At 62.7% G+C, this 21,070-nt stretch carries 18 protein-coding genes and 2 tRNA genes; 5 read left to right on the plus strand and 15 right to left on the minus strand.

The window, feature by feature from the left end:
• Positions 1-78: 78 nt before the first annotated feature.
• A complete protein-coding gene (locus tag FBY03_RS07805; RefSeq protein WP_147171633.1) occupies positions 79-1,839 on the plus strand; it encodes a bifunctional diguanylate cyclase/phosphodiesterase in 1,761 nt (586 codons plus the stop codon).
• A gap of 64 nt (positions 1,840-1,903) precedes the next feature.
• Here the strand turns inward: FBY03_RS07805 and FBY03_RS07810 are convergent, their stop codons facing one another.
• The 7 genes from FBY03_RS07810 to FBY03_RS07840 all read right to left on the minus strand — a co-directional run bounded on the left by FBY03_RS07810 (position 1,904) and on the right by FBY03_RS07840 (position 5,200).
• Entirely contained in the window at positions 1,904-2,371 is a 468-nt protein-coding gene (locus FBY03_RS07810) for a sel1 repeat family protein (RefSeq protein WP_147171634.1), read from the minus strand.
• Positions 2,372-2,737: a hypothetical protein gene (locus tag FBY03_RS07815; RefSeq protein ID WP_025167145.1), complete on the minus strand. Its 366-nt coding sequence runs from the start codon at positions 2,735-2,737 to the stop codon at positions 2,372-2,374. It abuts the gene before it with no gap.
• Positions 2,734-3,051 carry a helix-turn-helix transcriptional regulator gene (locus tag FBY03_RS07820; protein ID WP_147171635.1) on the minus strand — a complete coding sequence of 106 codons (318 nt, stop codon included), beginning with the start codon at positions 3,049-3,051 and terminating at the stop codon, positions 2,734-2,736. Before FBY03_RS07820 ends, FBY03_RS07815 begins: the two co-directional genes overlap by 4 nt.
• A 251-nt stretch (positions 3,052-3,302) precedes the next feature.
• Positions 3,303-3,752, minus strand: a complete 450-nt coding sequence (locus tag FBY03_RS07825; RefSeq protein WP_147171636.1) for a YkvA family protein — start codon at positions 3,750-3,752, stop codon at positions 3,303-3,305.
• A 368-nt stretch (positions 3,753-4,120) separates the two neighbouring features.
• Positions 4,121-4,840 carry an FKBP-type peptidyl-prolyl cis-trans isomerase gene (locus FBY03_RS07830; protein ID WP_147171637.1) on the minus strand — a complete coding sequence of 240 codons (720 nt, stop codon included), beginning with the start codon at positions 4,838-4,840 and terminating at the stop codon, positions 4,121-4,123.
• Between the two features lie 186 nt (positions 4,841-5,026).
• Positions 5,027-5,103: transfer RNA gene (locus FBY03_RS07835), tRNA-Asp, on the minus strand.
• 21 nt (positions 5,104-5,124) lie between these two features.
• A tRNA-Val gene (locus FBY03_RS07840) sits at positions 5,125-5,200 on the minus strand.
• Between the two features lie 162 nt (positions 5,201-5,362).
• On the opposite strand from FBY03_RS07840, the gene rdgC reads away from it, so the two are divergent.
• From rdgC to FBY03_RS07855, 3 genes are all read left to right on the plus strand, one after another.
• Positions 5,363-6,283 carry a recombination-associated protein RdgC gene (gene rdgC, locus FBY03_RS07845; RefSeq protein WP_147171638.1) on the plus strand — a complete coding sequence of 307 codons (921 nt, stop codon included), beginning with the start codon at positions 5,363-5,365 and terminating at the stop codon, positions 6,281-6,283.
• Between the two features lie 300 nt (positions 6,284-6,583).
• The gene (gene sugE, locus FBY03_RS07850; RefSeq protein ID WP_147171639.1) at positions 6,584-6,898 is read left to right on the plus strand and encodes a quaternary ammonium compound efflux SMR transporter SugE; all 315 of its coding nucleotides are present in this window, start codon (positions 6,584-6,586) and stop codon (positions 6,896-6,898) included.
• Positions 6,899-7,423: 525 nt separating this feature from the next.
• Positions 7,424-8,872: a sodium:solute symporter family protein gene (locus FBY03_RS07855; RefSeq protein WP_147171640.1), complete on the plus strand. Its 1,449-nt coding sequence runs from the start codon at positions 7,424-7,426 to the stop codon at positions 8,870-8,872.
• A gap of 266 nt (positions 8,873-9,138) precedes the next feature.
• Here FBY03_RS07855 and FBY03_RS07860 read toward each other — a convergent pair whose 3' ends face one another.
• The 5 genes from FBY03_RS07860 to FBY03_RS07880 all read right to left on the minus strand — a co-directional run bounded on the left by FBY03_RS07860 (position 9,139) and on the right by FBY03_RS07880 (position 13,813).
• Positions 9,139-11,016: an MFS transporter gene (locus tag FBY03_RS07860; protein ID WP_147171641.1), complete on the minus strand. Its 1,878-nt coding sequence runs from the start codon at positions 11,014-11,016 to the stop codon at positions 9,139-9,141.
• 164 nt (positions 11,017-11,180) lie between these two features.
• Positions 11,181-11,510, minus strand: coding sequence for an AzlD domain-containing protein (locus FBY03_RS07865; RefSeq protein WP_147171642.1), 330 nt, complete (start codon positions 11,508-11,510; stop codon positions 11,181-11,183).
• Entirely contained in the window at positions 11,510-12,232 is a 723-nt protein-coding gene (locus FBY03_RS07870; RefSeq protein ID WP_147171643.1) for an AzlC family ABC transporter permease, read from the minus strand. Before FBY03_RS07870 ends, FBY03_RS07865 begins: the two co-directional genes overlap by 1 nt.
• A gap of 177 nt (positions 12,233-12,409) precedes the next feature.
• Complete coding sequence (locus FBY03_RS07875) at positions 12,410-13,240, minus strand: AraC family transcriptional regulator (RefSeq protein WP_147171644.1); 831 nt, start codon at positions 13,238-13,240, stop codon at positions 12,410-12,412.
• 3 nt (positions 13,241-13,243) lie between these two features.
• Entirely contained in the window at positions 13,244-13,813 is a 570-nt protein-coding gene (locus FBY03_RS07880) for a GNAT family N-acetyltransferase (protein WP_147171645.1), read from the minus strand.
• Positions 13,814-14,063: 250 nt separating this feature from the next.
• Here FBY03_RS07880 and FBY03_RS07885 point away from each other — a divergent pair, with 250 nt between their 5' ends.
• Positions 14,064-17,543: a PAS domain-containing hybrid sensor histidine kinase/response regulator gene (locus tag FBY03_RS07885; protein ID WP_147171646.1), complete on the plus strand. Its 3,480-nt coding sequence runs from the start codon at positions 14,064-14,066 to the stop codon at positions 17,541-17,543.
• A gap of 146 nt (positions 17,544-17,689) precedes the next feature.
• Here the strand turns inward: FBY03_RS07885 and rmuC are convergent, their stop codons facing one another.
• From rmuC to FBY03_RS07900, 3 genes are all read right to left on the minus strand, one after another.
• Complete coding sequence (rmuC, locus tag FBY03_RS07890) at positions 17,690-19,051, minus strand: DNA recombination protein RmuC (RefSeq protein ID WP_178090602.1); 1,362 nt, start codon at positions 19,049-19,051, stop codon at positions 17,690-17,692.
• Positions 19,052-19,242: 191 nt separating this feature from the next.
• Positions 19,243-19,590 carry a tetratricopeptide repeat protein gene (locus FBY03_RS07895; RefSeq protein ID WP_256677888.1) on the minus strand — a complete coding sequence of 116 codons (348 nt, stop codon included), beginning with the start codon at positions 19,588-19,590 and terminating at the stop codon, positions 19,243-19,245.
• 640 nt (positions 19,591-20,230) lie between these two features.
• Positions 20,231-20,983 carry an RES family NAD+ phosphorylase gene (locus FBY03_RS07900; protein ID WP_147171648.1) on the minus strand — a complete coding sequence of 251 codons (753 nt, stop codon included), beginning with the start codon at positions 20,981-20,983 and terminating at the stop codon, positions 20,231-20,233.
• Positions 20,984-21,070: the final 87 nt, after the last annotated feature.

Below are 21,070 nucleotides of genomic sequence, written 5' to 3' on the forward strand. Positions count from 1 at the left end.
GTCATCGATCTGTCGTGAAATGCAGGGGGCTGATAACACTATCAGCCCCTTCGCTTTTTCTGGATATCGAGACCCACCATGACCGTCACCGAGCAGTTGAGCGCTCTGGGCCACATCCTCGCACACGACGACCTGCATAGCCTGTTTCAACCCATCGTCTCCCTCTCTGAACGGCGCATCCTCGGCTATGAGGCCCTGACCCGCGGCCCATCGAACAGCCCGCTGCATTCGCCGATCAACCTGTTCGCGGTGGCGCGTCACGCCGGGCGCCTGAGCGAACTGGAACTGGCTTGCCGCACGAGTGCCTGCCGGCGCTTCAGCGAGTTGAAGCTGGAAGGCAAGCTGTTCCTCAACGTCTCTCCGGACTCGTTACTGGAGCCCAGCCACCAGCCAGGCCGCACCCTGCAGTTGCTGCAGAGCCTGGGTATTCCGCCAAGCCAGGTTGTGATCGAGCTGACCGAGCAATCGCCCACCGACGACTTCGCCCTGCTCGACACCGCCTTGCACCATTACCGCGCCATGGGCTTTTCCATCGCCCTGGACGACCTGGGAGCCGGTTACTCGAGCTTGCGCCTGTGGTCGGAGCTGCGACCCGATTACGTGAAAATCGACCGCCACTTCATCGACGGCATTCACCTGGATGCGGTCAAACGCGAGTTCGTCGGCTCGATCCTGCAAATGGCCAAAGCCTCGCGGGCCACGGTGATCGCCGAAGGCATCGAACTGCCCGAAGAGCTCAGCGTACTCTCGGAGATGGGCGTCGACCTGCTGCAGGGTTATTTGCTCAGTCGCCCCCAGGAACAACCGCCGCGCGATGCACGCAACCTGCTGCCGAAACTCGACAACGCGCCGGCGGCCTTGAGTGACGAGGGCTGCGACCTGACCGCACTACTCAACCAGCAGTCGGCCGTGGCCCATGACACCCCGACCGCCGAAGTGCTGGAAGCCTTTCGCGCGCAGGCCAATCTCAATTCCCTGGCGGTGCTCAACGAGCAACAGCAGCCGGTTGGCATCGTCCATCGCCACTCGCTGTCGGACATCTTATTGAAACCCTTCGCCACCGAGTTGTTCGCGCGCAAACCGATCAGCCGCCTGATGAGCGATGACTTTCTCGCCGTCGAACTGGGACAGTCACTGCAACAGGTCAGTCGCCTACTCACCAGCCGTGCCCGCCAGCGCGTCGAAGAAGACTTCATCATCACCCAGGGCGGCTGCTACCTGGGGCTCGGTCGGGTGATCGACGTGCTCAAGCTGATTACCGAACTAAAAATTCAACAGGCCCGTTATGCCAATCCGCTGACCATGCTGCCGGGCAACGTGCCTATCCAGCAGTGCCTGACCCGCCTGCTGCAACAGAGCCGCGAAGCGGTGATCTGTTACGTGGATATCGATAGCTTCAAGCCGTTCAACGACCTCTACGGCTATGCCAAAGGCGACGAAGTACTGCTGTGTCTGACGCAATGCTTGAACGAACGGGTCGACCCGGCACGCGACTTCGTCGGCCATATCGGTGGCGACGACTTCCTGCTGGTGCTCGGCTCGGTGGACTGGCGTGCCCGGCTGAATCGGCTACTGGAAGACTTTCAGGGCCAGTGCCGACGCTTCTACCGCGATGAGCACCTGCAGGCCGGCTGCATTAGCGCGCACAATCGCCAGGGTCAGCGCCAGGAGTTTCCGCTGTTATCGCTCTCCCTCGGCGTGGTGCATTTACGCCCCGAGCAGTGCGCCGAACTGGATGCCGCCCAACTGGCCAGCCTGGCCTCGGAAGCCAAGCGCCACGCCAAGGCAGTGCCGGGTTACAGCCTGCATATCATCGACACGCAGAAACTGTCGGCGTAAACAACATGCACAGGTAAGACTCGCGACTGGACGCGGCGGAGCGTAGCGCCAACCTAGTCATGCGCTACAACCCCAACTCGTGCGCCCGCCGAGCAAAGCGCTCAGCTTGTTCGGCATCCGCGTGTAAGCCGGTGGCGCCGTCCCGATACAGATCGGCCAGACGCTGGGCGGCCAAGGGGTGACCGGCTGCCGCGGCCATCGACCACCAGCCCGCGGCTTGCAGGCCATCCGGCGCTTGTCGGGTATCGCCGGCCAGGCTCAACGCACCGAGCTGATAGGCGGCCTTGCCATCACCAGCCGTGGCGGCCAGGCGCAGCAGACGAATGCCCTCTTCTCGGGCGCCCAAGCCTTGGCCGCGAAACAGCAGAATATGGCCGTAAAAGCTTTGCGCCGCGACATCACCCAAGTTGGCCATGCGCGCGAATTGCCCCTCCAGCCACCGCCAGCCGCGCGGCTGCTTGACCAGCCAGGACCAGTGAAACAGCCGTCGAGCGATGACATAACTGATACGCGCGCGCAGGTGCCACAGCACCTAGTCTTCCTCTGGATAACTGAACTCGAACACCCGCACCACTTCGGAGGCATGCCAGGAGGCCGCCGCAACGCCATCCGAAGCACCGCCGAAGCGACCGAGCCGGGTCACGCAATCGAAGAAGCCGGTACGCGGCAAACGGCTGGCGCCCTGACTGATGACCAGCGCGCTGCGCAGCGGCCGTTCGGCACTCGCATCCAGCGCCGCCAGATGCTCCAACGCCGCAGTCAGGGTCTGCATTGCTGGCGTCGGCAGAGCCAAACGCTCGATCAGCGCCCGGTAGGTCAGCAGATGGCGCTGACGCCGAGCGTTCTCCAGTTCACCGAGCAGCGCTTGCCAATGCTGGCGACTGATACTCACGCTCACGATGCCGACTCCCAACCTGCCACACCCAGCGTCCAGGCCAAGGCGCGCTGAATAGCCGCATCCGGTTGGCGCTCGCCGCTTTCGATCATCCCAAGATAATGGGGACTAATACCTACGGTACGCGCCAACTCTGCCAGCGACAGGCCCTTCGCTTCGCGCAAGCCTGCCAACTGACTCAGCGCCGGCCTGGCATCGGCTGCCGACTCAGGCGCCTGCGTTGCACGGCCAGCGGCCTGCAGCAACGCCTGATAGTCCGCCCAAGGCAGCACCGCATATTCGGGTTCGCCGTCACGTTTGATCACTTGCACATTCATCTTCGACTCTCCATGGGAAGCAGTACCGACAACCTCAGCACGCTCCGTGCAGGCCCGTTATCTTAACAGTCCGATGGCAAAAAGGTCGTGATCTAAACCGCCAAGCGAATACCCCAATGCTGCTGCATGGGTGCCTGTGCGCGCACACTGTTTATCCTATGCCTTGCTTGCCGGAGCACCTGGAGCGACGCGCAAGAGCTATGTGACGTAGGGCTGCTTGCCCGGATACTCGATGGCGAAACCTGAATAGCTCAAGACGATGGTGCCTGCAACACTGAATGCTCATCGCTTGGGAGCCGCTCGATGAGCTCGAGCCTGGCGGGCGTCTGAGCCTCCCGCCACCTGCGAAAAGCCGTTAGCTCATCGCTCCAGGTACGAAGCACCCAGGCCAGTACGGCCAGGTCATCAATCAAGCCCACCCCCAATAACCAGTCCGGCAATGCATCCAGCGGCGTTACGAAATACAGCAATGCCGCCACCACAGCCACTACCGCCTGAGTACTGACTGCCCGATACTCGCCACGCCACCACGCCAGACAGAGACCTTGCAGCAGCCGCAGATCCTCCTTGAAACCGGCAAAGCGTTCGCCCTGCTTGGCGCTCTTACGTGCCACCGCCAACAGCAAGCCGGGTAACCGGCCACCACTCAGAAAACGCTGCGCCAAGGGCAGGTAACGCGCAAAATTCCACGGAGCTTTCATCGTCACTCCTCGTCAGCCCGCATGCTGACTGGGTTGGCTCGGGTTATCCACTAAAGCTGTGGATAACCTTGTGAACAGATTCTGAATTAGCCTAGCAAACGCCCGGCCCATGCGGCTCGACCACAGATCGGCCATTTTTTATCCAGCCAATAAAAATCAAATAAATCAATGATTTACAAATTGCAAAAGGTTTCTACAGAAAGCTACCGCAGGTCAGTCCGGCCAACTGGCGAAATGTGCATAACCGTAACATCGGCGCACCACAACAGCCCTGTTCAGACTCCTCGGTCAGCTCTCGCTCGGCTTTTTTGACCGCTATAAACAACAACGCCCCGTCGAGACGGGGCGTTGTTGTTAGCCTGCCGGTATCACTGCTCGGTGGCAGCGTCCTTGGCAGCAGTATCCTTGATGCTCAGCAGTTCCAGCTCAAACACCAATACCGCATTGGCCGGGATTGCCGGGGTCGGGCTTTGCTCGCCGTACGCCAGCTCGCTCGGAATGAAGAGCTTGTACTTCTCGCCGACGTGCATCAACTGCAAACCTTCGACCCAACCCGGAATCACGCCATTGACTGGCAGGTCTATCGGGCTGCCGCGCTGAATCGAGCTATCGAACACGCTACCGTCGGTCAGCTTGCCTTCATAGTGCACGGTCACCACGTCAGTGGCTTTCGGCTGGGCACCGTCGGCCTTGGTCAGCACTTCATACTGCAAACCGGAGTCGGTGGTCACCACACCCTCGCGCTTGCCGTTCTCCGCGAGGAAGGTCTTGCCGGCCTTGGCCGACTCTTCGTTGAGTTTTGCCATGCGCTCTTCGGAACGCTTCTGCAGGAAACCAAAGGCCTCGGCCAGTTCTTCATCCTTCAGGCGCTGCTCTTTCTTGCCGATTGCATCTTCGATGCCCTGGGCAACGGCTTGCGAGTCCAGGTCATCCATGCCTTCCTGAGCCAGGCTCTTGCCCATGTTCAGGCCGATGCCGTAGGAGGCTTTCTGCGCCGGGGTTTTCAGTTCGACGCTGGTTTGCGAATCACAACCTGCGAGAACCAAGCCCACCAGGGCGACCGCCGCCGCTAAACGATGCTGTTTCATGCTTATTCCTTGTTCGGAGCGCCCTAGGGCAATCGAGTGAAGGCGCGAGCTTAGCAGGCCGCTACGATCACTGGCTACCAGGATACGAGCCAAGAAATGCGTATAAGTTCAGGTGTTTAGAGTTTTTTAAGAAGATTGCAGCGAGCGCCGCGAAAGAGGTGTTGCCGAGGTGAAGCGAGGGGAAAATGGCGCAGCGGACGGGACTCGAACCCGCGACCCCCGGCGTGACAGGCCGGTATTCTAACCAACTGAACTACCGCTGCGCGTAACTTCAAAAGCGAGTTTGGTGGGTGATGACGGGATCGAACCGCCGACCCTCTGCTTGTAAGGCAGATGCTCTCCCAGCTGAGCTAATCACCCTTCACTCTCGAAGTGGGGCGCATTCTAGACAGCCACCCTCACCTTGGCAAGCCTTCTTCGAAAAAAAAATTATCGACACGCCAAAGGCTTAGCGCAGGGTTGGCCTGAGAGGCTGCGGGGGACAATAATGCGCGCTTTGCGTTAATGGAGAGTCACCCCGTCATGTGGTTTCGTAACCTGCTGGTTTACCGCCTCACCCAAAACGTCCCGTTCGATACCGAGGCACTCGAAGCCGCGCTGGCTGCCAAACCGGCTCGTCCGTGCGCCAGTCAGGAGCTGACCACCTATGGCTTCATCGCCCCCTTCGGCAAAGGCGCCGACGCGCCGCTGGTGCATAACAGCCAGGGCTTCTTGTTGATCGCCGCACGCAAAGAAGAACGCATTCTGCCCGGCAGCGTGGTGCGCGATGCCCTGAAGGAAAAAGTCGACGAGATCGAAGCCGAGCAGATGCGCAAGGTCTACAAGAAAGAGCGCGACCAGCTCAAGGACGAGATCGTGCAGACCTTCCTGCCGCGCGCCTTTATCCGCAAGTCGGCAACCTTCGCCGCCATCGCCCCGGCCCAGGGTCTGATCCTGGTCGACGCCTCCAGCCCTAAGCGTGCCGAAGACCTGCTGTCCACCCTGCGCGAGGCCATTGGCTCGCTGCCGGTGCGGCCGCTGACGGTGAAGATCGCCCCGAGCGCGACCATGACCGACTGGGTCAAGTCGCAACAGGCCGCAGCCGACTTCACCGTGCTCGATGAGTGTGAATTGCGCGATACCCATGAAGATGGCGGCGTGGTGCGCTGCAAGCGCCAGGATCTGACCAGCGACGAAATCCAGCTGCACATGACCGCCGGCAAACAGGTCACCCTGCTGTCCCTGGCCTGGCAGGACAAACTGTCGTTCATGCTCGACGACAAACTGGTGGTCAAGCGCCTGCGCTTCGAAGACCTGTTGCAGGATCAAGCCGAACAGGATGGTGGCGAAGACGCCCTCGGCCAGCTGGATGCCAGTTTCACCCTGATGATGATGACCTTCGTCGAGTTCCTCCCGGCGCTGTTCGAAGCTCTGGGCGGCGAAGACACGCCGCAGGGCCTCTAAGCCCATGCCTGTGCGAGCCAGGCAGCCCCTGGTTCGCGCGCCTGCGCCTAGGCTTAGGCCTGCAACGCAGGCTCGGTTGCGCAGGCATCTCATCGGCGAGCCGATCGCCGGTGATCGGACGCGGCCTGACTCGCTGGCTGCCAGATAGCACCCGAGAACACCCAAAGCCTCCGCTAATCCGCCACCGCTTGTACAAGCAATCGAACTGTGCACAATAGCGCACGACATGAGGACGACCTCACACTCCTGTGAGTGATCACCGGGGACGGCCCCGCCATTACCGTCCAAGTGGAGGCCTTCATGTCCTGGATCATTCTGTTTTTCGCCGGCCTGTTCGAAGTCGGCTGGGCTGTCGGCCTGAAGTACACCGACGGCTTCACTCGCCCACTGCCAACCCTGCTCACCGTCGCGGCGATGATCGTCAGCCTGGCCCTGCTCGGCCTGGCGATGAAGGAGTTGCCGCTGGGCACCGCCTATGCAATCTGGACCGGCGTTGGCGCGGTCGGCACGGTGATCGCGGGGATCATCCTGTTCGGCGAATCCATGGCACTGATTCGCCTGGCCAGCGTGGCGCTGATCGTCTGCGGCCTGCTCGGGCTGAAGCTAAGCCACTAGCGCGCCAGACCGGCGGCGCGGCGCCTCAACGTACAGCCAGAAGCATTGGCTGCAAGCCTCCAGCCTGACCATCCACCTGCCGCACGCAGCGCATGCGGGCAAAACTCCGGCCATGCGAGTCGCTGCTGCCACCACTGGCAACGCTCGCTCGACTGCGCTTGGCGCCTTATCGAGCCAGCACCAGGCTGTTAAAAATATACAACTGCCGAAATTCAAGAAAATAATTTTATCTTGTTTAAAATCATTAACTTGAAAAACAGCCAAAGGCTCTATCTGGCCCACCTGTAATTTTTAACCGGACAATTCGTCGTAAATGTTTGACATATTTTACGATATTGGCAGACTGCGCGACGTGGTGTCAGGCAACCGTCTGGTCAGTAGGTAACCCCAAGGGCTTACCTGGCAGCCAGCGTCGTCGGCCCACCCACCAAAACAACAATTTTTCGCCTGTCGCGCCGCTCTGTCCTGCCTGCCATGCGCATGCCGACGACAACTCGACAAGCCAGAGCCACTGGAACAAAACACATGCTGATTTGGTTTGTTGTGGGTTACCTGCTGATCACAGTAGGCCTCGGTATCTTTGCCTCGACGCGCGTGCACAACTCAAAAGACTTTGCCGCTGGTGGCCGCAGCATGTCCTTTCCCCTGGTGATGGCGATGGTGTTCGCCACCTGGTTCGGCTCGGAAGCCGTCCTCGGCATCCCCGCTGCATTTATCGAGGACGGCTTTTCCGGCATCGTCGAAGACCCCTTCGGCTCCTTCGGTTGCCTGATGCTGGTGGGCTTCTTCTTCGCCCGCAAACTCTATCGGATGAACCTGCTGACCCTCGGCGACTTCTTCCGCAAGCGCTTCGGCCCGAAAGTCGAGCTGATCACCAGCCTAGTGATCATGGCCTCCTACCTGGGCTGGATCGCCGCCCAACTGACCGCCCTCGGCGTGGTGTTCAATGTGTTGTCCGAGGGCTCCATCAGCATCACTCAGGGCATGTTCATCGGCACCCTGATCGTGCTGATCTACACCCTGTTCGGCGGCATGTGGTCGGTGGCACTGACCGATACCTTCCAGATGGCGATCATAGTGGTCGGCCTGGGCTACCTGACCTGGCTGATCGGCGACATGGCCGGTGGCCCGCAGAAAGTCATCAGCCAGGCGGCCAGCGAAGGCAAGCTGAGCTTTATGCATAGTTTCACCGCCAAGGATATCGTCGCCTTTATCGGTGCCGGCGTGACCATGATGCTTGGCTCCATCCCGCAGCAGGACGTGTACGCCCGGGTGATGTCGGCGAAAACCGAAAAGATCGCCTCGCGCGCCACCATCGCCGGCGGCATCTTCTACCTGGGCTTCTGCATGCTGCCGATCTTCCTCACCTACGCGGCTTCGATGATCGACCCGGCGATGGTCAAGCACTTCCTCGAAGAGGACGCGCAGATGATCCTCCCGCACCTGATCCTCGAACGGACCCCGGTGTTTGCCCAGGTGCTGTTCTTCGGCGCCCTGCTCTCGGCCATCATGTCCACCGCCTCGGGCACGCTGCTGGCGCCGTCGGTGACCTTTACCGAGAACGTACTCAAGCGCCTGCGACCGAACATGAATGACCGCGAGTTTCTCACGGCCATGCGTTGGACCATTGTTGCCTGCGCGATCATCACCTTGAGCTTTGCCCTGTACTCGGACGCGAGCATCTACGAGATGGTCGGCAGCGCTTACAAAGTGACCCTGGTGGCCGCATCGGTCCCCTTGATCGCGGGTCTGTTCTGGAGCCGCGCCACCACTCAGGGCGCCTTGCTGGCCATCAGCTTTGGCCTGCTGTCGTGGCTGAGCCTGGAGTACAGCTACCAGGACAGCGACTTCTGGCCGCCGCAACTGGTGGGCCTGCTGCTGAGCGCCCTCGGCATGCTGGTCGGCTCGCTATTGCCCCAAGTGATTGGCCAACGCCACGAACAACTGAGCACAGGCGAAGTGCAGAGCGCTTGAGTGCTACCCGATAGTAAAAAGGCCAGTCTTGATACTGGCCTTTTTTAGGGAGCGGGAAAGTCGGGTGGCGACAGCGACTAAGCACGGCCCGCACCAGATCGCCGCTTTACCGGCAGACTCAAGTAGCTGACGCCGGGCTTACTGTTCGCTGGCCCTCGGTGTGGCGCCGTCCCAGCAACGGGCCCCCCCCAGATGCGGGGCGCGGTTCAAGCGTTTAGGTCAGCGAGTCAGTACTCATAGCGCGCGCCCAGCCCAACCACCCCAGGCTAGCGCCAATCGCCGCGCAACTCGGCCACCCGCGCTTGCAGCAGTTCGCGCTTCACCGTTTCAGCCGCTAGTGGCCCGCCGGCTACCAGATTGATCCGCGACCACAAGCGTTTGAAAAACCCCTTCTCCGGATCACGGCTGAAGAAACTGCCCCACAGGCCTTGCAACGCCATGGGGATCACCGGCACCGGGTTCTCCTCGAGGATGCGCTCGATGCCGCCCTTGAACTCGTTAAGCTCGCCATCGGCGGTCAACTTGCCCTCCGGGAAGATGCACACCAACTCGCCGTTGCGCAGGTATTCGGCGATCTTCTTGAACGCCGCGTCGTAGACCAGCAGGTCCTCGTTGCGCCCGGCAATCGGCACCGTGCCGGCGGTACGGAAGATGAAGTTGAGCAGCGGCAGGTTGTAGATCTTGTAGTACATGACGAAGCGCACCGGCCGCCGCACCGCACCGCCGATCAGCAGGGCATCGACGAAGGACACGTGGTTGCACACCAGCACCGCGGCGCCTTCATCGGGGATGGCGTCCAGCCCCTTGTGCTCGACGCGGTACATCGAATGACCGAGCAGCCAGATCAGGAAACGCATGCTGAACTCGGGCACGATCTTGAAGATGTAGCTGTTGACCGCGATGTTCATCAGCGAGATGACCAGAAACAGCTGGGGAATCGACAGCTCGGCCACGCTGAGAAACAGGATCGAGGCGATCGCCGAGGCGACCATGAACAAGGCGTTGAGGATGTTGTTGGCCGCGATCACCCGCGCCCGTTCGTGCTCCGCGGTGCGCGACTGGATCAGGGCATACAGCGGCACTATGTAGAAGCCGCCGAACAAACCGATGCCGAGGATCGAACCGAGAATCCACCAGGCCTGGCCTTGCGCCAACACGCCCAGCCAATCGTGCGCCTGCTCGGCCTGCGGGAAGCCGCCGGAGTGCCACCAGAGCAGGATGCCGAACAGGGTCAGGCCGATCGAGCCGAACGGCACCAGGCCGATTTCCACCTTGTGCCCGGACATGCGCTCGCAGAGCATCGAGCCCAGACCGATGCCCAGCGAGAACACCGTGAGAATCAGGGTCACCACGCTCTCGTCGCCGTACAACCACTCCTTGGCGTAGGCCGGAATCTGCGTCAGGTACACCGCACCGAGAAACCAGAACCAGGAGTTGCCGACCAGCGAACGCGACACCGAGACCGGTTGTTCCTTCAACCCCAGCCGCATGATGCCCCAGGACTGACGCAGGATGTTCCAATCCAGGACCAGCTCCGGCATGGCCGCAGCGGCACGCGGGATGCCGCGGCTGGCCAGGTAGCCGAGCAGCGCCACCAGCACCACCGAGCCGGCGACCAGGCTGGCGTATGCGCTGCTGGCCATGATCACCCCGGCACCAATGGTGCCGGCCAGGATCGCCAGGAAGGTGCCCATCTCCACCAGCGCGTTACCGCCAATCAGCTCCTCCTCGCGCAGGTGCTGCGGCAGGATCGAATACTTGACCGGGCCGAACAGCGCCGACTGGGTGCCCATGGCGAACAGCACCAGCAGCATCAACGGCAAGTTATCCAGCAATACCCCGGCGGCGCCGACCAGCATGATCAGGATCTCGGCGAACTTGATCTTGCGGATCAAGCCATCCTTGGCGAACTTTTCGCCGAATTGCCCGCCGAGCGCGGAGAACAGGAAGAACGGCAGGATAAACAGCAAGGCGCAGAGGTTGATCAACAGGGCGCGGTCCGCGCTGACGCTCAACTTGAACAGGATTGCGAGAATCAATGACTGCTTGAAGATGTTGTCGTTGAAGGCACCGAGCAACTGAGTCAGGAAAAACGGCAGGAAGCGCTTTTTTCCGAGCAAGCTGAATTGTGATTGTTGGGTCATCGTCCATGTTCCTGGCTGGGGCCGACAGGGCCGGAAAAACCTCACAGGCCGTGAAAGCCTGTTAACGGGCCTTTGGCGCCCGTCCAACATTGGACTGCGCTCACCCGGTGTAAAGCCACAAGGATCGGCGACTTTTGCCGCCCTGTCGGCAAAACCGGCGCAGCTCACAAAGGCAATTGCCCCAAGGCCCAGCGCAACAGGAAGAAGCCCAGGAAACCACCGCCAATGGTCGCCAGCAGGTTGCGCGTGAGCGCGGCGATGGCGATGGCCGCCAGCCCCGCCAGCAGGTAGGCGTTATCCAGGCGCAGCACCCAGTGCTCGCCGTCCGGGAGCAACATGCCGGGCACTACTATGGCGCTCAGCACCGCGGTCGGCACGTAGTGCAGGCCTTGACGCACCAACGGCGGAAAGCGCAGATCGGGAAAGGCGAACAGGCTGTAGCGCGTGGCAAAGGTGATCGCCAGCATGCCGAGAATCAGCAACCAATTATCCATCACGGGTGCTCCTCGATAAGCCGTTCATTACGCCGCTCCAGCAGCACACCCACGACAATCCCGCTGAACGCCGCCGCCATCAACCCGAGTTTGTACGGCAGTGCGTGACAAGCCAGGGCCACTGCGCTCGCCACCAGCGCAGCGGCGACCTGTGGGCGATTGTGCAGCATCGGCACGACGATGCCGATAAAGGTGGCAAGCATGGCGAAATCCAGCCCCCAGGCTGCGAGGTTCGGCACGCTCTGACCAAACAGCACGCCGACCAGGGTGCATAGCTGCCAATTCAGGTACATCGCCAGGGCGGCGCCGAGGAAGTACCAGTGCTTGTTGGGCGAGGCATCGGCCAGCGGATCGCTGTCGGCATAGCGATGCACCACCACCGCGTAGGCCTCGTCAGTCAGCCAGAAGGCCAGCGGCACGCGCCAACGCTTGGGCAGGTGACGCACGAAGGGTTGCAGGCTGGCGCTGTAGAGCGCGTGACGCAGGTTGACCACCAAGGTCGTGAGCAACAGCACGGTCAACCCGGCACCGGCGCCGAGCAGGCTGATAGCGATGAACTGCGCCGAGCCGGCGAACACCAGCAACGACATGCCCAGGGCCTGCCAGGTACTCAGCCCGGCGCTACCGGCCAGACTGCCGAAAATGATGCCGAACGGAATGGCGCCGAGCAGCATCGGCAGCATGTCGCGGGCACCCTGGGTGAATTCTTGCGAGCGGGTCATAGTGGTTCCTCCGACTCGAAAGCCTACCGCTGCACCCGCCAGCCGTCTTGAACGATCTTGCGCACTTGCACCCGCCAGCTTCACAAACGACTGCTATGCAGGAGGCGTTGGTGACAATGGTTCTTCTCGGCCAGTATCGCGGCCAAGGCCGCTCCCACGCATGGGGGCGGAGCGATGTCAGCGGATGCCGGCGTTGCGGTACTCAGCCGGGCCGACGCCATAGGCCTGCTTGAACTGGCGCGTGAGGTGGCTCTGATCGGCAAAGCCCAACTGCATGGCCACGCTCAGCGGCGTGCAGCCGCTTCTGAGCAAGGCCCGCGCCTGCTCCAGACGCCGCTGCTTGAGCCAGGCATGCGGCGGCAGGCCGGTGGCGCGGCGGAATACCCGGGCGAAGTGAAAAGGCGAGAGATTGACCGCCGCCGCCAACTGCTCCAGCGAGGGTGGCTCGGCCAACTGGCTGGCCAACAGCTCTTTGGCCCGCGCCACCGCCTGTGGCTCACGGCCAGGCGCCGCCACCTGGGGAAGCCGCGCATGGCGCTGAAAAAGCAGCAGGATCGCCTCACGCCACGCCGTCTGTTGCTGCAAGGCGCTGGCCTGGCTATCCAATAGACGGTGCAACTCGGCGAAGCGTTGCCCCAGCAAAGGGTCATGCAACACGCTGTCGGCGAAACCGGGCAGACCTGCCAGGCCGAGTTCCAGCTCCTGCAGCACGCAGCTCACCCGCGCCACCTCAGGGTAGAAGGCGCGGTAGCGCCAGCCGTACTCATGGGCTTTGGAACCCGTGTGCAGCTCGTCCGGGTTGATCAACACCATACTGCCGGCCGGCGCCAGGTGATCGGTGCCACGATGCCTGAACCGTTGAGCGCCCTGCTCTATTACGGTGAATACGAATCCCTCGTGCACATGCGGCGTAAAACACTGCTCAATATAATGCGCGTGCAGCAGCTCAATGCCGCCCAACTCGCGGGACTGCCAGAAACGTGTGTGCTCGCTGCTTCCCTGCGCCATCGCTCAACCGCTGAAACGCGCCTCCAGCTGCTGCTTAACCGCCGGCCACTGCTGATCGGTAATGCTGTACAGCACGCTGTCATCCAGGCGCCCGTCGGCCAGGCGACGATGATTGCGCAGCACGCCCTCGCGCTGCGCCCCGAGTTTTTCGATGGCGCGCTGCGAACGCAAGTTGCTCGCCGCGGTTTTCAGCTGCACCCGCACCATCCGCCAGGTCTCGAAGGCGTGACGCAGCATCAGGTACTTCACCGAGTCGTTCAGCCCGCTGCCGTGCTGGCTGCGGTCGAGCCAGGTCCAGCCGATCTCCGCCGCCGGCAAGGTCGGCAGGAAGTCACCGAAACGCGTGGTACCGACCAGTTGATCGCCGAGGCGAATGACGAACGGCAACGCCTTGCCCTCGCGCTGCTCGGTCAAGCCGAGCCGGTACCAGTCCAGCCGTAGCGCGCCACTCATGTACATCAGTTCCTGGCGATTGGCTTCGGCCAGGGTCACCAGCGCCGGAATATCCGCATCGACCATGGGTTCGATACGCAACGCGCCGCGCTGCAGGGTAATCAGTTGCGGCCTGAACATGGGGCCCCTCCTCGGACATAAACGCAAGCGCGCCACGCTAACAGGGCAAGCGCCCGTAGACAATTCTCGAAATCCTGCGGCAAAGCCCCCGCCTCAGGCACTTGCGACCTTGGTCGTGCCTGACGGCGCGGCACTTTGCTGCGACACTGTAGAAGGTACCTTGGCACTATATTCTCGCTCCGGGCTGGCGCCATGATCGGCTTCCAGCTTCGACCGAAGAAGCCCCACATAGTTTGCTGTCGGAGTGTGCATGTCGTTGTCCAGCGGGCTGATCGCCGCGGTCGCCCTGATTTATATGGCCATCCTGTTCGCCATCGCCTTTTATGGCGATCGCCGCCGTGCGCCCCTGTCGCCGCGCGTGCGTGCCTGGGTCTACAGCTTGTCCCTGGCCGTCTATTGCACCAGCTGGACCTTTTTCGGCGCGGTTGGCCAGGCCGCCGAGCAGCTCTGGTCGTTCCTGCCGATCTACCTGGGGCCGATCATCCTGCTGCTGTTCGCCCCCTGGGTGCTGCAGAAGATGGTGATGATCAGCAAGCAGGAGAACATCACCTCGATCGCCGACTTCATCGCCGCGCGCTACGGCAAGTCGCAAGCGCTGGCCGTGGTGGTGGCGCTGATCTGCCTGGTCGGCGTACTGCCCTACATCGCCCTGCAGCTCAAGGGCATCGTCCTCGGGTTCAACCTGCTCAGCGGTGCCGGCGCCGTGTCCACCGGCACCCGCGCCCAGGACACCGCACTGATCGTGTCGCTGGTGCTGGCGTTGTTCACCATCCTGTTCGGCACGCGCAACCTGGACGTGACCGAGCACCACCGCGGCATGGTGCTGGCCATCGCCTTCGAGGCGCTGGTCAAGTTGCTGGCCTTTCTCGCCGTCGGCAGCTTCGTCACCTACGGCCTGTACAACGGTTACGCCGACCTGCTCGACCGGGCCGCGGCCACTCCGGCACTCGACCAGTTCTGGGCCGAGGCGGTGAACTGGCCGGCCATGCTGGTGCAGACCGGCATGGCGATGATTGCCATCATCTGCCTGCCGCGCCAGTTCCATGTCACCGTGGTGGAGAACATCGAACCACGGGATCTGCGTATCGCCCGCTGGGTGTTTCCCGCCTACCTGGTACTCGCCGCGCTGTTCGTCGTGCCCATCGCCCTGGCCGGGCAGATGCTGCTGCCGGCCGGGGTGATTCCGGACTCCTTCGTCATCAGCCTGCCGCTCGCCGAAGCCCACCCGGCCCTGGCCGTGCTGGCCTTTATCGGTGGCGCCTCGGCGGCCACCGGCATGGTCATCGTCGCCTCGGTGGCGTTGTCGACCATGATCTCCAACGACATGCTGCTGCCCTGGCTGCTCCGCCGGCAGAACACCGAGCGGCCGTTCGAGGCGTTCCGCCACTGGATGCTCACGGCGCGGCGGGTCAGCATCGTGCTGATCCTGCTGCTGGCCTACGTGTGCTACCGGCTGCTCGGCTCCAACACCAGCCTGGCGACCATCGGGCAGATATCCTTCGCCGCCATCGGTCAGCTGGCGCCCGCCATGTTCGGCGCCCTGGTGTGGAAGCAGGCCAACCGCCGCGGGGTGTTTGCCGGCCTCAGCGTCGGCTCGCTGATCTGGTTCTACACCCTGGTTCTGCCGGTCCTGGCGCGCAGCATGAACTGGCCACTGGCAAGCATTCCCGGCCTACAGGGCTTGCTGTACGCCCCCATCGGCCTGGACATCGACCCTTTGAATCGCGGCGTGGTGCTGTCGCTGGCCGGTAACTTCCTGCTATTCGCCTGGGTCTCCTACTTCTCCCGTACGCGGGTCACCGAACACTGGCAGGCCGGGCGCTTCATCGGCCATGACTTCGGCGCCAAGCCCAGCAGCCGCAGCCTGCTGGCGGTGCAGGTCGAGGACCTGCTGCTGCTGGCCAGCCGCTTCGTCGGCGCGGAGCGGGCAGAGCAGAGCTTCAATCGCTTCGCCGAGCGCCAGGGCAAAACGTTCAACCCCAACCTGCCAGCCACCAGCGAGTGGATCGCGCACACCGAACGCCTGCTCGCCGGCGTGCTCGGCGCCTCATCGACCCGCGCGGTAGTCAAGGCGGCCATCGAAGGGCGCGAAATGCAGGTCGAGGATGTGGTGCGCATCGTCGGCGAGGCCTCCCAGGTGCTGCAGTTCAACCGCGCCTTGCTGCAGGGCGCCATCGAGAACATCACCCAGGGCATCAGCGTGGTCGATCAATCGCTGCGCCTGGTGGCGTGGAACCCGCGCTACATCGAGCTGTTCGACTACCCAGAGGGCCTGGTGTACCTGGGCCGGCCGATTGCCGAGATCATTCGTTTCAACGCCGAACGCGGCCTGCTCGGCGGCGGTGAAGTCGAGGAGCACGTCAACAAGCGCCTGTACTGGATGCGTCAGGGCACCGCGCACAGCTCCGAACGGACCTTTCCCAATGGCCGGGTGATCGAACTGATCGGCAACCCGATGCCGGGTGGCGGGTTCGTCATGAGCTTCACCGACATCACCGAATTCCGCGAGGCCGAGCGCGCCCTCAAAGCCGCCAACGAAGGCCTGGAACAGCGGGTTGCCGAACGTACCCAGGAACTGTCGCAGCTCAATCAGGCACTGGGCGAGGCCAAGGCCCACGCCGAGGCGGCCAACCAGTCGAAGACCCGCTTCCTCGCCGCGGTCAGTCACGACTTGATGCAGCCCCTCAATGCCGCTCGGCTGTTTTCCGCCGCCCTCTCCCACCAGCACGACGGCCTGCCCCGCGAGGCCCAGGAGCTGGTGCGTCACCTGGACAGCTCGCTGCACTCGGCGGAAGACCTGATCAGCGACCTGCTGGACATCTCGCGCCTGGAGAACGGCCGCATCACCCCGGCTCGCAGTCCCTTTGCGCTGAACAGCCTGTTCGACACCCTCGGCGCCGAGTTCAAGGTGCTGGCCAGCGAACAGGGCGTCGACTTCCGCCTGCGCGGCAGCCCGCTGCGGGTGGACAGCGACATCAAACTGCTGCGCCGGGTGCTGCAGAACTTCCTGACCAACGCCTTCCGCTACGCCAAGGGCCGGGTGCTGCTCGGCGTGCGTCGCGAAGGCGGACAGCTGCGCCTGGAGGTGTGGGATCGCGGCCCGGGCATCCCGGAAGATAAACGCAAGGTGATCTTCGAGGAGTTCAAGCGCCTCGACAGCCACCAGACCCGCGCCGAGAAAGGCCTGGGCCTCGGCCTGGCGATTGCCGACGGCCTTTGCCGCGTGCTCGATCACCGGCTGCAAGTGCGCTCCTGGCCCGGCCGGGGCAGCGTGTTCAGCGTCAGCGTGCCCCTGGCGCGAACAGCGCTGGCGGCGCCACAACGGCTCGACGGCCAGGCACTCAACAGCCAGCCGCTGACCGGCAGCCAGGTGATCTGCATCGACAACGAAGACAGCATTCTCACCGGCATGCACAGCCTGCTGTCGCGCTGGGGCTGCCAGGTGTGGACCGCGCGCAACCGCCTGGAATGCGAGCACCTGCTCAGTGAAGACGTGCGCCCTCAGCTGGCCCTGGTCGACTACCACCTCGACGAAGGCGAAACCGGTACCGAACTGATGGCCTGGCTGCGCAGTGAACTCGGCGAGCCGCTGCCCGGCGTGGTGATCAGCGCCGACGGCCGCCCCGAACTGATCGCCGCCGTGCACGCCGCGGGTCTCGACTACCTGGCCAAACCGGTCAAGCCAGCGGCGCTGCGCGCCCTGCTCAGCCGCCACCTGACGCTGCGCTGAGCAACGCCCTGCGTGGTGAAGCGCTCGGGCGCCTCGCGGGCCTGCGACCCGGAGTGGTAGCGCAACTGCGGGGCGACTCGGCGGATAATATCGGACCTTAGAGTCAGTTGTGGATAACGCGGCCACGCGCAGACGGCCAGCAGCCCCTACTCGCCGGCCTCGTCGAACAACGGCACGCCGGCCGCCTGCTCCAGCAACTCCACCGGCAAGCTCTTGCTCGCGCGAGCACCCAGCAGCTTGAGATTCTCCACCCGGCTGACGATATTGCCGCGCCCATCGCAGAGCTTGTTGCGCGCCGCGGCATAGGCTTTGTCCAGCTGCTGCAAGCGCGCACCCATTTCATCCAGATCCTGGATAAAGGCGACGAACTTGTCGTACAGCGCGCCGGCACGCTCGGCGATCTCACGGGCGTTCTGGCTTTGCCGCTCCTGCCGCCAGAGGCTGTCGATCACCCGCAGGGTGGCGAGCAAGGTGGTGGGGCTGACGATCACGATGTGCTGATCGAAGGCCTCTTGAAACAAATTCGGATCGGCCTGCAAGGCGGCCGCGAAAGCCGCCTCGATCGGCACGAAGAGCAGGACGAAATCCAGGCTGTGCAGCCCTTCCAGGCGCTGGTAATCCTTCAGCGACAAGCCTTTCAGGTGGCTGCGCAGCGACAGTACATGTTGCTTTAACGCCTGCTGACGCTGCCCCTCATCTTCGCCGGCGACGAACTGCTGATAGGCGGTCAGGCTGACCTTGGCGTCCACCACCACCTGTCGGTCACCCGGCAGCTGGATCAGCACGTCCGGCTGGAAGCGCTCGCCATCGCTGCTCTTCAGGCTGACCTGGGTCTGGTATTCGCGCCCCTTTTCCAGCCCGGCATGCTCCAGCACCCGCTCCAGCACCAGCTCACCCCAGTTGCCCTGGGTCTTCTGGCCTTGCAGGGCGCGGGTCAGATTGGTCGCCTCATCACTCAAGCGCTGATTGAGCTGTTGCAAGCGCTCCAGCTCCTTGCCCAGGGAAAAACGCTCGCGGGCCTCTTGCTGGTAACTTTCTTCGACACGCTTCTCGAAGGACTGAATGCGCTCCTTGAGCGGGTCGAGCAACTGGCCGAGGCGCTGCTGGCTGGTTTCGGCAAAACGCTGCTCACGCTCATCGAAGATCTTCCCGGCCAATTCGGCAAACTGCGCGCGCAGCTCATCGCGCGAACCTTGCAGGTCCTGCAAACGCTGCTGATGACTGCCCTGCTGCTCATGCAGCTCGGCGCTCAAGGCGGCGCGCTCGGCACTCAGCCGGCGTAACTCGGCTTCCTGTTGCTCACGCTGAGCCTGCCAGCCCTGGGCGGTCTCACGGGCCATTTGCCGTTCGTTTTGCAGCAGCTCGGCTTCACGCCGCAACGCGGCCAGTTCGGCTTGCTGGTCGGCCTTGATTTCGCCGATCTCGGCGACCTCCTGACGGCACCCATCGAGCTGGGCGCTCAAGCCTGCCTGGGCCAACTGCGCGCTGCTCAGACGCTCCTGCAACAGACCCGACTCGAGCGCTAGAGCGGCTGCCCGCCGCTGCAGCGACCAAACCAGCGCCAATAGAGGAACGGCCGCAGCGAGCACGCCGAGCAGCAGGGCCGGAAGCAGAGGGGGCAGATCGAGTGGCATAAACAGCTCCGCGCAAGAATGCCGGGCAGTATACCCAGCCCCGCGCAGCGTGCGTCAGCTGAGGATCAGAGGAGTGCCAGCAGGTGTTTGGCTTCTTGCGAACCTTGAGTGGCCGCCGACTCCAACCAATGGCGAGCCTGTTGCGTCTCATTGATCCGTGGCTGGCTATAGAACCGGCCCAACTCCAGCTGCGCGCGGCGGTCACCTGCACGAGCGGCTTGGCGCAGCAGATCCACGCCCATGCGGCGGTCGAGCGAGTTACCGCAATCACGGCAGAGCAACTGGCCTAAACGGCTCTGCGCCAACACCACGCCCTGACGGGCCGGTTGCTTGAGCAAATGCCCGGCGAAGCGCTTCACGCTTGGCGCCTCGCCGAGACGCGGGTTGTCCAGCAGCCAGATGGCCACGCGCATAGGCAGACGAGGACGAGCGGAGGCAGATTCAGCCGTTAAACGAGGAAGTACGCGAGGCATAAGAAACAGCGGGTAGTCGGGAAGGCGCGCCACTCTACTCTTTTTTTCGCAGAGGTAAAGCCTTACCAAAGCCCCTTAGCCGCGGCCTAGAGCGAGCGCCTGAGACAATCCACAGAAGCTGTGGATAACTCAGTGGATAAGGTGGGAGCAAGCGCCCTGATCGCCCATCCCATGGGGCCTGAAGTCAAACTGGCGTTTTTTTCACCAGCACAAAAAATTCATATTTTTCATTGACTTATAAAATCATCAAAGAGAATCAAGGATTTACAGCAATCACAAAATCATCCTTGACAAGGCGCCCCACGAATGTGCACAAGTTTTTTCACCGACTGTCCGAAATGCCCTACTGCAGGGCATTAGCCCAGCAAAACCAGCTCCCCCGGCTAGCCACCCGGGCAACATAAACCGGCGCTATTTGGCGCCCCATGCTGGCCAATGCCCAGCATAGACGGCGCGGAGCGATACGGCGCACCCAGCGCGCACCATCGGCCAGCAATCCGCGCGGGGCTCATATGTGGCTTATCGAACACCAAGGGCATGCCGAAACAGCCGTCGAACGAGTCGCCCCACTAATCGACTTTCAGGCGGGCAGCGGCAAGCGTCCATCCACCAGAAAGTCAGCCCAACGGAACAAACGCGGCGTGTCGGGTGTTTGCGCGCTCTTGAACGCCACGTAATCCGCCGTGGTTTCGCACAACCAGGGCAGCAGGTTACGTGGGCGCTTTTCCGCCAACGCTTGCGGGGTATACAGCGCGACATTGAGCCCCGCCAGGGGGCAGCGGGCGGAACGGTACTCGAAGGCCTCGACCCTGGCCTCGCGCATCGCCGCGCCCAGGGCTTGAGTCGGCCGATAGTGGCTGGGATGACTCAGCACCTCATGCCAGGCGCTGAACGGCGGCTTGTGCAACTGAATGCCACGCTCGACCTGATAGCGCGCCTCGAACGAGACATGCTCGGAGAGGATGCGCGCGCTGGGCGGCGGACTGAGCATGCCGTCCCACAGCACAAAGCGGTAATAGGCGGCTTCTGCCATCGCCGTGTCCAAACGCAGGGCGGCGTAAAACAGGCTGGGCTCATACACGTTGCCAAAGCGCGACCCCCAACGTAGCGGCGGGTAACGGAACGGGGTTTTCAGCAGGTAGTGCAGCGGCTCGGCGCTCTCGGGCAAGGGTGGCTTACTGGTTTCCAGCAGCTCTTCCAACAGTGCCTGTTCGGCCAGACTATCTACCAGCTGCAAGGTGGCGACTTGCTCCTGACTCTCGACCAGGCGCACCAGGCGCCCGCGTATGGGCTTGACCTGTTCAGTTCCGTGACACTCTTGCCAGATTTCCATGGCGGCTGTTCCTTATTGTTATTGGCCCGCGACAACCCAACCCGTCCCGACACAGTCGAGCCGGCACCGGCTCACAGAACGCAGCGC

This window comes from Pseudomonas sp. SJZ079 (assembly GCF_007993865.1).
Lineage (GTDB): Bacteria > Pseudomonadota > Gammaproteobacteria > Pseudomonadales > Pseudomonadaceae > Aquipseudomonas.

Coding starts and splice junctions, on each gene's coding strand:
- FBY03_RS07825 (WP_147171636.1), bottom strand. CDS start 3,752: ATGAAAGCTCCGTGGAATTTTGCGCGTTACCTGCCCTTGGCGCAGCGT.
- FBY03_RS07895 (WP_256677888.1), bottom strand. CDS start 19,590: ATGCGCGTGGCCATCTGGCTGCTGGACAACCCGCGTCTCGGCGAGGCG.
- rdgC (WP_147171638.1), top strand. CDS start 5,363: ATGTGGTTTCGTAACCTGCTGGTTTACCGCCTCACCCAAAACGTCCCG.
- sugE (WP_147171639.1), top strand. CDS start 6,584: ATGTCCTGGATCATTCTGTTTTTCGCCGGCCTGTTCGAAGTCGGCTGG.
- FBY03_RS07860 (WP_147171641.1), bottom strand. CDS start 11,016: ATGACCCAACAATCACAATTCAGCTTGCTCGGAAAAAAGCGCTTCCTG.
- FBY03_RS07830 (WP_147171637.1), bottom strand. CDS start 4,840: ATGAAACAGCATCGTTTAGCGGCGGCGGTCGCCCTGGTGGGCTTGGTT.
- FBY03_RS07885 (WP_147171646.1), top strand. CDS start 14,064: ATGTCGTTGTCCAGCGGGCTGATCGCCGCGGTCGCCCTGATTTATATG.
- FBY03_RS07875 (WP_147171644.1), bottom strand. CDS start 13,240: ATGGCGCAGGGAAGCAGCGAGCACACACGTTTCTGGCAGTCCCGCGAG.
- FBY03_RS07855 (WP_147171640.1), top strand. CDS start 7,424: ATGCTGATTTGGTTTGTTGTGGGTTACCTGCTGATCACAGTAGGCCTC.
- FBY03_RS07805 (WP_147171633.1), top strand. CDS start 79: ATGACCGTCACCGAGCAGTTGAGCGCTCTGGGCCACATCCTCGCACAC.
- FBY03_RS07880 (WP_147171645.1), bottom strand. CDS start 13,813: ATGTTCAGGCCGCAACTGATTACCCTGCAGCGCGGCGCGTTGCGTATC.
- FBY03_RS07865 (WP_147171642.1), bottom strand. CDS start 11,510: ATGGATAATTGGTTGCTGATTCTCGGCATGCTGGCGATCACCTTTGCC.
- FBY03_RS07900 (WP_147171648.1), bottom strand. CDS start 20,983: ATGGAAATCTGGCAAGAGTGTCACGGAACTGAACAGGTCAAGCCCATA.
- FBY03_RS07820 (WP_147171635.1), bottom strand. CDS start 3,051: ATGAATGTGCAAGTGATCAAACGTGACGGCGAACCCGAATATGCGGTG.
- FBY03_RS07870 (WP_147171643.1), bottom strand. CDS start 12,232: ATGACCCGCTCGCAAGAATTCACCCAGGGTGCCCGCGACATGCTGCCG.